8 protein-coding genes are annotated in these 12,902 nt (G+C 62.5%); 1 reads left to right on the top strand and 7 read right to left on the bottom strand.

The window, feature by feature from the left end; genetic code table 11:
• Positions 1-209: 209 nt before the first annotated feature.
• The 7 genes from R2855_00760 to R2855_00730 all read right to left on the bottom strand — a co-directional run bounded on the left by R2855_00760 (position 210) and on the right by R2855_00730 (position 7,324).
• Positions 210-893 carry a chlorite dismutase family protein gene (locus R2855_00760; GenBank protein ID MEZ4529532.1) on the bottom strand — a complete coding sequence of 228 codons (684 nt, stop codon included), beginning with the start codon at positions 891-893 and terminating at the stop codon, positions 210-212.
• Positions 890-2,302: a protoporphyrinogen oxidase gene (gene hemG / locus R2855_00755; protein MEZ4529531.1), complete on the bottom strand. Its 1,413-nt coding sequence runs from the start codon at positions 2,300-2,302 to the stop codon at positions 890-892. The genes R2855_00760 and hemG overlap by 4 nt, the downstream gene beginning before the upstream one ends.
• Positions 2,299-3,348 carry a uroporphyrinogen decarboxylase gene (hemE, locus tag R2855_00750; protein MEZ4529530.1) on the bottom strand — a complete coding sequence of 350 codons (1,050 nt, stop codon included), beginning with the start codon at positions 3,346-3,348 and terminating at the stop codon, positions 2,299-2,301. Before hemE ends, hemG begins: the two co-directional genes overlap by 4 nt.
• Positions 3,345-4,394 (bottom strand): porphobilinogen synthase, encoded by a 1,050-nt coding sequence (gene hemB, locus R2855_00745; GenBank protein ID MEZ4529529.1) that lies wholly within the window; start codon positions 4,392-4,394, stop codon positions 3,345-3,347. The genes hemE and hemB overlap by 4 nt, the downstream gene beginning before the upstream one ends.
• Entirely contained in the window at positions 4,385-5,182 is a 798-nt protein-coding gene (locus tag R2855_00740) for a uroporphyrinogen-III synthase (GenBank protein ID MEZ4529528.1), read from the bottom strand. Before R2855_00740 ends, hemB begins: the two co-directional genes overlap by 10 nt.
• The gene (hemC, locus tag R2855_00735; GenBank protein MEZ4529527.1) at positions 5,179-6,120 is read right to left on the bottom strand and encodes a hydroxymethylbilane synthase; all 942 of its coding nucleotides are present in this window, start codon (positions 6,118-6,120) and stop codon (positions 5,179-5,181) included. The genes R2855_00740 and hemC overlap by 4 nt, the downstream gene beginning before the upstream one ends.
• A 109-nt stretch (positions 6,121-6,229) precedes the next feature.
• The gene (locus R2855_00730) at positions 6,230-7,324 is read right to left on the bottom strand and encodes a ferrochelatase (GenBank protein MEZ4529526.1); all 1,095 of its coding nucleotides are present in this window, start codon (positions 7,322-7,324) and stop codon (positions 6,230-6,232) included.
• A gap of 397 nt (positions 7,325-7,721) precedes the next feature.
• Between R2855_00730 and R2855_00725 the strand changes: the two genes are divergently transcribed.
• Positions 7,722-12,887: a hypothetical protein gene (locus R2855_00725; protein ID MEZ4529525.1), complete on the top strand. Its 5,166-nt coding sequence runs from the start codon at positions 7,722-7,724 to the stop codon at positions 12,885-12,887.
• Positions 12,888-12,902: the final 15 nt, after the last annotated feature.

Genomic DNA, 12,902 nt, shown 5'->3' with positions numbered 1-12,902 from the left:
CGCTTCTTCGTTTGTAGTGCTCTTGCGATTGGTGAGACGAGAAGTCGTACGGAATCCGGGCAATTGTCGAGGGAGGCTAGACCAGCGTTCCAACGGTGGAATCCCACGGAGGGCCGTTCGCTCATCCCTGAGCATCACATCGGATTTCGTCAGGATCAGTCGGACGTGCCGAAATCGTTTCCGCCCCTCCAGCCACACCAACACGCTCCCTACAATGCCGCTGAAATGGCGTCCTCCACTGCCATCTTCAACCCCAGGAAGATCGGGGTATCCAGCGCCGTGTATTTGCGCACCTCGGCCGCGCGCAGCCGCTGCACCATCTTGACCAGCGTCGCCGGGTCGTCGTCCTCCAACGCCACGACGAACTCCTGATCGGCGATCCCGAAGGAATTGATCGTGTTGGTCGAGATGGATGGGTATTCGTGCCCCATCTTGCCATGTTCCACCATCAACCGGCGGCGCTCCTCGAAATCGAGCAAGTACCACTCCGGTGTCTTGGTGAATGGATAGACGCTCAAATAGTCCTTTGGAGGAATCCCGCGCAGAAACGCGGGACCGTGACTTGGATCGTACTGCGATGCCGACGCCGTGCCGGCATAGACATGCACCTGGTCGAAAAACGCGGAGAACGCCGAACTGTGCAGATCTGCGGCCAACGCATGTAACTTGCGCATGTCGTCCGCCACCACCCAGAAAATCAAGTCCGCGCCGGCGCTGAACCCAAGCGTGGAATAGGCTGCGCGCAGGGTCACATCTTCCGCATGGTCGTCGAGAATCGTCGCCGTCTCGATCGGGATCGCGGCGGCATCGTCCGGCTCCAGCTCGAACCGCGCCTCCGTGGCGCGATAGAGCCAAAAAGCGGCAAAGGTCGAGACGGTCGTCTGATCGGTCATGAGTCTCTCTCCAGCGCGGCCGCCAGTATGGGCGAGGCCGCAATTCGATGCGCGAGTTCAGTGGCGCTGCGCGTCACGTCCGGAATCCCCGGCCCGCGAAACGGCGCTCCCGTAACGAACAACCCTGGCGGCAGGCACCCTTCCAGCGCTGCGACTGTATCCAGATGTCCGAGCCGGTAGATCGGGCTCCCTTCGGTCCAGCGCGCGATCCGCACGATCTCTGGATCCCCGGTCGCGCCAACCGCCCGCTCCGCAAAGCGCTTCGCCGTCTGCAAGAGCGCGTGGTCGTCCAACTGCAATGTCTGCGGCGACCGATAGCCTCCAAAGAAAAAGCGCATCAGGCTCCATCCTTCTGGCGCGCGGCTAGGGTACTTGCGCGACATCACCGTGACCGCGTTGAACGGTTGTCCTTCGCGTTTCGGCATAACCAGGCCGTAGCCTGAGAGCGGCCGGTCGATCTGGCGATCTGGCCACGCCAGCACGATCGCTCCCGATGCCGCCACCTTGAGCCGTTGAAGCCATTGGCGCGTTTCGGGCGCGACTTGCGGCAACAGCGCCCGAGCGGTCGAAAGCGGAGCGGCCATCACTACCGCGGACGCACGCAACTGCTCGCCTGTAGTGAGCGTGACGCGATAGCCCCCTTGCGGCAACCGTTCCAGCAGTTCCACCCGGCTCCGGGTGCGCACGACCGAACCGAGCGCGTCCCTGAGTCGATCGGTCAGACACTGCACCCCGCCAAGAGGGGCAAAGAACGGCGTCCGATCCGCTGGCGCCGGCGTGCTTCTTGCGCCTTCGATGACGCTGCCATGCGCCCGCTCCAATGCCAGGAGATGCGGAAACGCCGCGCGCAGGCTGAGTTCATCCGGGTCGGCGTTGTAAATCCCTGCTAGTAGCGGCTCTGCAACGACATCCAGATACTCTTGCCCAAATCGCCTGCGCGCGAAGCTGCCCAACGTTTCGTCTTCATCGCTCTGGCGCGCCGGTATGTTCGGTTCCTGCAGGGCGCGCAGCGCACCCTGACGGGAAAGCAACGGCGATGCCAGCAATGCCTCTTCGTCTGTCGGCGCCAGCACCGTCAATCCTCTTGGCAAATCAACCGGGCGCCCATTGCGCCACAGCGCAGTCGGGTTCTCAGCTGGCTGCACCGAACAGAGCTCGGCCTCCATTCCCAGGTCGAGACAGAGCTGCTTTGCCCATGGCTTGGAGGCGAGCAGTGAATCGGCCCCCAGCTCGATGACGAACTCTCCCTCTGCGTGCGCCAAGCGTTCGGTACGGATACGTCCTCCCGTCCGGTCCGTTCCTTCCAGCACAACGATCGACGCCTCTGGACGCCGCTGCGCCAGCCGCCAGGCGACCGTCAACCCGGCCACACCGCCGCCAACCACGATCACATCCCGCTGTTCGGTCATCGGACCTGATGGACGTAGTCGACCAATCGGCGCACGTTGTCCACCGGCGTCTGTGGAAGCACCCCATGCCCCAGATTGAAGATGAAACGCTGGTCGCCACTGACCTGCCGAAAGACCTCGTCGATCTCGCGTTGCAGCACCTCCCACGGAGCCAGCAACGACACTGGGTCCAAATTGCCCTGCAGCGTGATCCCAGGTCCCAAGCGTTTACGAGCTAGCGACAAATCGATCCGCCAGTCGACTCCGATCACCGTTGCGCCCGAGGTGGCCATCAACTCGAGCAAAGGTCCGTTCCCGACTCCGAAGAGGATGATCGGCTTCCCGGCTTGCGCGGCAATGGAGATCATCTGCTGCACATACGGCAGCACGTATGCCCGGTAATGATGAGGCGCCAACTCACCCACCCAGGTGTCGAAGACATTGAGCACGTCAGCGCCGGCCTTGGCCTGGGCGAGCAAGAAATGACCCGCGGTCGTCGCCAGTTTGGTCATGAGCTCATCCCAGAGCTTTGGCTCGGAGAGCATCAGAATCCGGGTGTTCTCGTGATAGCGGCTCTTGCCCCCCTCTACTGCATAGCAGGCCAGGGTAAATGGCGCGCCGGCGAAACCGATGAGTGGCAATCCGCGGCTATCCAACTCGGGACGCAACAGCCGGATCGCCTCGAGCGTGCCACGCATTGTTTCGCGAGGATCGGGAGTATTCAGAGCGAAGATATCAGCCGCGGTGCGCACTGGATTGTGGATGACCGGTCCTTCCCCCTTCGAAAAGGAAAGTTGAAGGCCCATTCCAACCAGCGGCGGCAAGATGTCGGAAAAGATGATGGCCGCGTCGAGATCGAACGCGTTTACCGGCTGCAGCGTGACCTCGACCGACAGCTCAGGGTTATTGATGATCTCGAGCAGCGAATGCTTCGCGCGCAGCGCACGGTACTCAGGCATGTATCGCCCGGCCTGGCGCATCAACCACACCGGGGTGACATCGGTTGGCTCGCCGCAAATTCGTCTGAGGAACCGGCTCTTTGCCACCGGCGGCGCGCTCACACTCACCCGTTGCTCCAGCCCGCAACATCTTTCGCGAAGTAGGTGAGGATCATGTCAGCGCCAGCTCGCTTGATACCAATCAGCGATTCCATGGCGCATCGCCGCAGGTCGATCCAGCCATTCGCCGCAGCGGCATGGAGCATAGCGTATTCCCCACTCACCTGATAGGCCGCAATGGGCAGATCGAACGTGGCTCGCAGATCGCTCACGATGTCCAGATACGGCAGCGCAGGCTTGACCATAATGATGTCCGCGCCTTCGGCCACATCCAGTTCTGCCTCGCGCATTGCCTCGCGCCGGTTGGCGGGGTCCATCTGGTACTGCTTGCGGTCCCCAAAGCTTGGCGCGCTTTGGGCTGCCTCGCGGAACGGTCCGTAGAACCCGCTGGCAAACTTGGCTGCATAGGCCATCACCGGAATATGCTCGAATCCCGTCTGATCCAGCGCAGCGCGAATCGCGCCCACCTGGCCGTCCAGCATCGCCGAAGGAGCGATCATGTCCGCCCCGGCTTCCGCATGCACCACCGAAGCGCGCGCCAGCAGTTCCAGGGATGGATCGTTGAGCAGATAGCCGTGCGGCAAGCTGGCATCGAAGTGGGCGCTCTCAGGAACATTGATCAATCCGCAATGCCCGTGATCGGTGTACTCACAGAAGCACATGTCCGAGATCACGATCATCTCCGGATTGGCATCCTTGATTGCCCGAATCGCGCGTGGCACGATGCCATCTGGATTGAAGTTATCGGAACCGCAATCGTCCTTGGACTTTGGGATGCCAAAGAGCATCACCGCGTGAATTCCCAGCTTGCCCAGACTCGCTACCTCGGGCCCCAACCGGTCGATCGACCAATTGAACTGTCCGGGCATCGAGCCGATCGGCCGCTGGATATCGGTCCCCTCGCAGACGAACAGAGGCAGAATCAGATCTGACGGCGAGATCCGATGCTCACGCACCAGTTCGCGTATCGCGGTGGTCCTCCGCAGGCGGCGTGGCCGGTCGATCGGAAACCCCGCCGTCTCAGCCGATGGCCGAGACGCTATTGCTATCCCCACAGTCGCCCTCCTTGCCGGCGAGACGCCACCACGTCACTCAACGCATCCAGGAGTCCGTGCAACGTATGCTCCTTGGGACTAAACGCCCGCAACATGTTTTCCGAAATTGCCCGGTCCCTCGTTCGTGGACCAATACAGGCAATCGGCACTTGCCGTGTGTCGTCGATGTTGCCTTCCTCTTTCATGAGCCGTTTGACAAAGCCGGAGACCGCCGACGGACTCGTGAAGGTAATCGCCCCCACTTGTCCATCCTTCAACAATGTGCCGGCATCCACTCCGCCTTTGCCGACCACCGTGTGATAGACGACCATGCGCGTTACCAACGCGCCCTTCTCGGTTAGAAAGGAGGCCGGTTCCTCGGACGCTCGGTCTGACACTGGCATCAGCACGCGTTCGCCCTCATGAATCGGACATTCGCGCACCATGGAATCCGCGTCGAACGATGCCGGAGTGAAATCGGCGTCGATGTCGAGACGCTTCTTGAGTGAGACGGCCGTGGCGGTCCCAACCGCGGCGAAATGTGGCGCTGTCACACGCGCCCGATCGATACCAACGGCAGCGATCCGATGCGCCAGCATCTCCACCGCGTTATGCGAGGTGAGGCAAATCCAATCGAACGATTGCTGCGACAGCACCGCATCGAACTCCTCGATCTTGGAGACGGGTTCGATAGCGATACACGGGTACGACAAAGGAACTGCGCCCTGTGCGCGCAGCAGATCGTTCAACTCACCCGCTTGGTGCGTCGAACGTGTATTGACCACCCGCAAGCCTTCAAGTGCGTTCATACCGCTGTCGCCGCCAACAACTCGGCCGCGCCAGATTGCAATGCTTCCAGCGCCAGCGCGGCGCCCGCGGCCATCGCTCCCGCTTCATCGAAGATCTCCCGCTCCAGCATGACATCGACCTGGCTCGACCCGTCGAGCGCCACAATCCGTCCTCGCAACTGCAACGTATTGCCGGTCAACTCACCGTAACAGGCGATCGGCGCTGAGCATCCGCCGCCCACCCCGGAGAGAAACGATCGTTCCGCGCTGGTCGCCAGACGAGCAGCGACATTGTCGATAGCTGCCAGCAGTGCAATCGATTCGGCGTCGTCCCGGCATTGCACGCCGAGCGCCCCCTGCCCCGGCGCGGGCAGCATCAGATCCAACGGCAATTGCTCGATCGCGGCATCGAGGAGCCCAATTCGCTTCAGACCGGCGCTCGCCAAAACTGCTGCGTCATACATCCCGTTGGGATCCATCGTCTTGCGAATGCGGGTCTCGATATTGCCTCGGATCGACACCGGCCGAAAGTCCGGCCGCATCCGCAGCAACTGCGCGGCGCGCCGGTGACTGCTGGTGCCAATCACGGCATGTGCTGGCAACTCGAGCACGGGGACCCCGGAGCGGCTGACTACCGCGTCTGATACGTCGACCCGCTCCGGAACTGCCCCAATCACAATGCCCGGCGTCGGCTCGGTCGGCAAATCTTTCAAGCTGTGGACCGCCAGGTCGATCTGTCCCACCCGCAGCGCCTCTTCGATTTCGAGCGTAAAGACGCCCTTGCCGCCAATTTCGGGGAGCGGGGTATCGATCGTGAGGTCGCCGGTGGTGGTGATCTCCGTAATCGAGATTTCCCGATCGGGATGCGCCAATGCCAATCGAGCACGAACCAATTCAGCCTGCCGGAGCGACAGTCGCGAGCCGCGCGCTCCTATCCGAATGTGGTTCCCGAGTGCCATTGAATGCGAATCCTGATCCAGGCAGGATAGTGGCGCGTGCGCCAGTGTATCCATCTGTTTCAAAGTCATTCTAGCCGATGAAATGCGGAAAGCTTACGTTTTGCCCGGCTTACGAGCGTGTAGCCGCAATCGCGGGAGCCGTTGGGCGCCCTGTGCCGATCAGGCAGCAATTGAGCGGGCAAACATCGTGCGTTGGTGGAAAGTTGCCAACCACTTGGCGTGTTGGATCGCACGTCATCCGCTCTTCGATCAACTCACGGATCATGGCGACGAATCGCGGATGCGTCCCTGCAGTCGGCACGCGCTGGAACCCCAGACCCAGTTCGGCAGCCCGCTCGGCCGCCTCATGGTCGAGGTCGAACAGCACTTCCATATGGTCTGAAATGAAACCGATCGGCACGATCACCGCGTCGGTGAATCCGGCGTCTGGCAGCGTCTCGAGCACATCGAGAATATCTGGTTCCAACCAGGGTGTCAGCGGCGATCCGCTGCGGCTCTGATAGGCCAGCCGCCAGGATGGCAGTTCCAGCATCCGTGCCACCAGGCGCGACGCCTCTGCCAGTTGCTTCTCATACGCGCACCCTTTGGCCATCGATTCGGGAATGCTATGCGCGGAGAAAATCACCTCGGTAGTCGCTCGCCGATCGACCGGAATTCGATCGAGCCGCTCGGCAGTCAGCGCGATCATGGTGTCGATGAAGCCTGGATGGTTGTAGAACCCGCGAATCTTGTCGAATGCGATCGCTGGCTCCCCGAGCGCATCGACTGCCCGGGCGACATCTTCCCGATACTGGCGGCAACCGGAGTAGGAACTGAACGCCGAGGTCACGAAGACGAGCGCGCGTTGCACTCCGTCAGAGCGCATCTCCCCTATGGTATCGGTGACATAGGGATCCCAGTTGCGATTGCCGAAATAGACCGGCAGCAGAATCTCATGACGGCGCAACTCGTCACGCAGCGCGGCAATCAACGCGCGGTTCTGCGCATTGATCGGGCTCACCCCGCCGAAATGGAGATAGTGCTCCGCCACTTCGTCCAGCCGCTCGCGTGGCACATTCCGTCCGCGGGTGACATTTTCGAGAAAGGGAACGACGTCCTCGGGGCCCTCAGGTCCGCCAAACGAAAGGAGAAGCAAGGCGTCGTACTGCCGGGCGGCTTGGTCGAATCTCGGCGAAGTCCGGCTGCACGCTCCTGCAATGGTCACTGCTACTCCTTCAGGTTTCTCGACGGCACGTATTCGCATCGCACGCCGGGCCATTGTAGGAGAGCAACCACCGCTGCCCAGCCCAAAAACCCATCAGGACGCCCTGATATCCAAACTAAGGAATGTAGATTTACCAAGATTTTCGAGTATGTCGGGTGAGGTCGGGCGCTTCGGACTACTGCCGCTCAGATTTACATGTTTTCCATGATGCCAGGAGCCCCTCCAAACCCATAGCTTTGTAGGGTGCGGCCGGTCGGTGGATCGAAAGCACGCAACGGGGTTCCCGGCCCGAGGTGACCGAACTGGGCATCGTCACCTCGCCGCCGCTCGATACCCCGGTAATTGGCAATGGTTCGGTGTTCGTATTTGTTTGCTGCTACATGTGAGGAGTCGAATTGTGAAGCTGTCGTATCGTCCTTCAGGTCGTTCCGCTACTGCCCGGTTCTTTACCGTACTCGTCCTGGCAACTGTCCTCTTCTCGATGCTGCCCGCCCTTGCGCCGTCCGGCGTGGGCGCCCAGGACGGCGAGGAGCAAACGCCCATCGCAGAAGTCCAAAGCGACGGCGAAGGTGAGGCTCCAGAACCCGAGGTCACCGAAGAACCCGCGCCGGAACCCACCAGCACCGCCGAAGCTGAACCGGACCCCCAGGCCGGTGGTGTTGCCGCTGCGATTGCCGAGGCACGAAGCTGCCCGCCCGGGTTCGACCTTTCGACCGTCGATGCGTCGGGAGCGCTCGCCAACTGTGTCCAGCCGTTGGCCGGCATCGCCTTCTCGCTGAACACCCAAAACCCGGCTTATCCGGGCGATACCCGCTCCACCGGTGGGGACGGAATCGCCGCCTGGCCCGATATCCCGCTCGGAACCGGATACACCATCTCCGAGACCGTCCCCCAGGGCGCGCCCGATCCCTGGGTCTATTGTGAGGTCACCGGTGGACCGGGCGCCGATCAATACCTTTACTTCCCCGTCAGCGGGGGAACGATCGATATCGGGCTGAGCGACCCAAATCTGGCCAGCTACGCCCAGACCTACTGTCGCTGGTTCAACGTCCAGTCTGGCGACCCCGCGCTGGCGCTCACCCCGGACGCCATCGCCGCGGCCGGTGAAGTTCACCTCACAAATTACCGCTGCCCGGTCAACTACAACACAGCGGACATGACCCTCGGCGCGCTGAAAGCTGCCTGCACCACCGTGGGAGACGGCTTTTCCTTCACGCTCCAGGCCAGCACCGGCGAACCCCGCACCACCACGACCGATGCCCAGGGCCTCCTTGCCTGGACCGATGTGCCATCCGGCAACGTGACGATCCTCGAATCGCTCCCCGATGGCTACCGATACGCGCAGCCCTATTGCAGCGTCGCCCCGGTCGGTACCCCCGCCGGATCTCCCGACCTGTCCCTTGTGCAGTCCGATGGGAAGAAGATCACCGGACAGGTTGCGCCTGGACAAGCGCTGCACTGCGAGCTCTTCAACATTCCTGTCCCCCAGTCCACCGTCGCCATGATCCCCTTCTTCTGCCCACCCGACTACGACACCGCTGACATGACGCTGCATGCGCTCACGGTGGGTTGCTCGATTCCCGGCCTGAACATCGAATTCACCCTCACCACGGCCGACGGCGAACAGTTCACCGGAAACACCGGAACGAACGGTTTCCTCGAATGGAAGAACATCCCCGCGGGCATGGTGACCATCGCGCAGCAAGCACCCCCAGGCTACCTGGCTGGACCGGCCTACTGCGATCCTGCGCCACCGCAAGGAGAACTGGATGGCACATCCTTTCATCTTCCGACGTACGATGGCGACCTCGTCACCTACGACATTCCGGAACGGTACACACTGAATTGTGTTTCTTTCTACGTCGAAGGAGTTGCGCCCACGGTGGTGGCGGCTGGCAACGGCACGGGGAGCGTCACGGTGCAGGGATACGTCTGCGCTGATGAGCTCTACGACCCCACCAGGTCCCTGCAGAACTATCTCGACCTCTGCCAGACGCCGAACGACGGCGCGCAGGTTCGCCTCTTCTCGGCAGAAAGCGGCGCCGACCTCACCGCAGCCATCTCCGGCGGCGCGCCGATCTCTTTTCCGGATGTCCCACCCGGCGAAGCTGAGCTCAATCTCCTCGGAGACTCCGGCCAGAACCGGCTCTTCTGCACAACGTATCCGCGCGGCGAAGCTGCTCCGCCAGTCTCCGCCTATGCCGAGGTTCCTGTCACAGTCGACATCGAAGGCGGGTACGAGACGAGTTGCTACTGGTTCGAGTTCCAGGAGCTGCCGGATGACGCCTATGTTGCGGTCACCGTCAAGAAATACCTGTGCGGACCCGAATACCCCGACACCGTCGTGATCGACGACTGGCGCGCGGCCTGCACCAACCCAGAACCGGGCGTGACGTTCGATCTGACGCACGCCGGAGGACTGACCGCATCCGAGACCACCGGCGCTGACGGCATTGTCTCCTTCCGCGTCTTGCCCGGCGATATTTACATCCAGCCGACCCCGCCCCACTCGCTCGCCAACGGCTACGCCTGGTGCGGAGCCGCGCCCGCGGGCGCGGAGCCCGCATATGTCAATGCCGGTCGCCTGAACGCCGGCGAACCTTCCATGCCGCTTTCGGATGTCGATCCGTCCCTCGTCTATTCCTGCGAGTGGTTCACAGTTCCTATGGCAACGACGGGGAAGGCAGCGGACGATGGCGGCCACGTCACGATTCTCAAGTGGCGCTGCCCAGATGATTTCGATCCATCCGGCAAGTCATACGAAGAACTTCGCGTGGCCTGCCCGACACCGCAAGAAGGCGTCGTTATCGCGGTCTACTACCCCACCGGCGCGCCGTTCACCGCTTTGACCCGCCTCGAAAAGGGCCCCGCAATTGCCAGATTCGAAGGATTACCGCCCGGCAACGTGGGCATCGGCGAACCGGGCACTGCTGGCGAGGAGTTGCAACGCGCCCTCTGCAGGACCACCGATGTCGGGCTGCCTGCCCTCGCCCTGACAGACGTCTATGCCGAGCAGACCGTAGCCGATGGCGGCATCGCGGCGACCATCGAAGACGGCAAGGTGATCGAGTGCCACTTCTTCAACGTCCCAACTGGAAAGGCGGACAGCCCGCCAAAGGCCGGATCGGTCTATGTGGACAAGCGAATCTGCCCACCGGGCTTTTCGGCAATCAGTTCGAACTACATCGAAATCGCGATGTACTGCTCCTCCGAACCCGGTGTCGAGTTCAAGATCGCATACGGAGAGACGACCATCAGCGCGATTACCGGCGCAGACGGCATTGCGCGGTTCGCCGACATCCCGCCAGGCATCTTCCGCATCTCGGAACTCCCGCGTGAGGGCTACGATCCGCCCAAGGTGTTCTGCCGCTTTACGCTCGTGGGAGCCGGAGCGACTGGCAGCCTGGACCCCGTAACCGTCGAGAACTGGAGCGTGCCATCCGAGTTGAAAGACGGCTATTTCCTGGAATGCGTCTGGGCGAATATGCCCGCTGGCGCAACCTCGACCGATCCCGCCACGGTCACGCTGCACACCTACACCTGCCCGGAAGGGACCGACGCGTACAAGTCGGCCGAAGCCCTCGTGGACGATTGCGCTCCCCGGGCCGAAGGCGTTGCCTTCACTGCTGGAGCTCCGCTCACGACACCAGCCGAGGCCGTGACCGATGCTATCGGAAACGTGTCGTTCACCAACCTGAGTCCTGGTTTCAACGAGATCCAACAGGTCGCTGGTAACGGCTTCCGCCCGTTGGCCGCCTGGTGTGACTACTACCCAGGCACGGCCGGAGAACCCGACAGCCTCGCGCGGTACAACGCCGAGCCGCTCTATGCCTATCTGTCCGGGGGATACACCCTGGAATGCTATTGGTTCGATGTTCCCTACGTCGAGCCTGCCCAGGTCGCCATCACGATGCGCGTCTGCCCGCCGACCATCAGTCTCGCCGATCTCACCAACGACCGGATACGTGCCGAATGCTCGGAAACGCCCGCCGGCGTCCCGTTCCGCGTGCAGGCAGGAAACACGTCGGGCACCGAGCCCTCCCCGGATGCGCTGGATGTCACCTTGCCAACCGGCAAGGAAGGCACGGTCTCCTTCGAGGAGCTGCCTCCGTCGCCGCTCCGCATCTCGGAACTGTCACCGAAGTACCAAACCGTCGCGGTCAACTGCGGACAGGCCATGGTGGGGGAATCGCCCAGCAGCTACACCTCGCTCACGATTACCGACGAAGGGGTGGCCTATCCAGCCGAGCCACACTCGGTTATCACCTGCTATTGGGCTGCGGTCGAGGCGCCTCCGGTCGACATCTACGTGTACAAGAGCGTCTGCCCGGCTGACTATGACTACCAGCATGCCAGCCAGCTCGATCTGAACGGCGCCTGCACCCCCATCGATGGAGTGGAGTTCCAGGTGCGCAATGAAGCGGCCGCTTACGATTCCACCCTGCCAATCGGCACAACCGGGTATGCCTTGTTCACCGACGTGCCGCCCGGACCAATCCTGATCACGGAGCTGGCGTCCGACTATCAGCCGGTCCGCGTCTTCTGCGGGCACGCTCCGGCCGGTTCCACCGCCGACCCGACTGAGTACCTCGATCTGGAAATCTCGAATGGGACGATCGAGTACCCGGCCACGCCAGACACCGTCATCGGTTGCTTCTGGTTCAATATCGAGACGACGCCCGCAACCGTCACCATCCACAAGTACGCCTGTCCCGCGGGATATCTGCCTCCGCACAGCGACTCGGATCAGGCCCTGCTGACCAAATGCTCGACCCCGCTGGAAGGCGTCTCGTTCACGCTCGGCGGTCCCGCCACCGAGCTCACAAAGACCACGGACGCGACCGGCAGCGTCGCCTGGGAAGAGGTCGCGCCCGGCCCGCTGTTCATCAGCGAGACACCACCGGCTGGCTACACAAGCGCCGTCGTCTTCTGCGCGGTTCAAACGTCGGGCAGCCAGCAGGCCGCATTCGAATCGGCGCCGGTGACGCAGTTCGCCATCGAGCGGCACGTCGCGCCCGGTGACGCATTGGAGTGCTACTGGTTCAACCTGGCCCCGCCAGATCATCCGTCGCCGACTCCCACGCCGGGCACGGGTAAGCCGCCTACCCCGGCTCCAATCGCCACGCCGAATCCGACCGCTCCGGCAACCCTCATCCTCACGACGTACGTCTGCCCGGAAGGCTACGACGTTTACGGCCCCGAGTCCGATCTGCAAGAGGATTGTGACGAACCGGCGCCCGGCATCGAGGTCTCGCTGCTCGCCCTTGCCGGCGAGACTGCTCAGGTCGCACCGGTCGAAATCGACACCACGGACGACGACGGCGTCGCGACCTTCTCCGGGCTGAAACCTGGTCCATGGCTGCTGACCGAATCGCTCCCCGAGGAGACCGCAGCCGCGTTTATCGCATCGTGCGCCAGCAATCAGCGCGATCTCGATCAGGAGCCGCTCTTCGATCCGCTCACCTATCTGAGTCCGGATGGGCAGATCGGGGTCGTGCTCATCGGTGGCGAGACGCTGTCATGCAACGCGTACATCATCCCCGAGGAGACCGCTGACGAATAGGCCGATCGGTCCCCT

This window comes from Thermomicrobiales bacterium (assembly GCA_041390825.1).
GTDB lineage: Bacteria > Chloroflexota > Chloroflexia > Thermomicrobiales > UBA6265 > JAMLHN01.
Note: the sequence above shows the minus strand (reverse complement) of the source record. Positions and strands in the feature narration are given on the sequence as shown.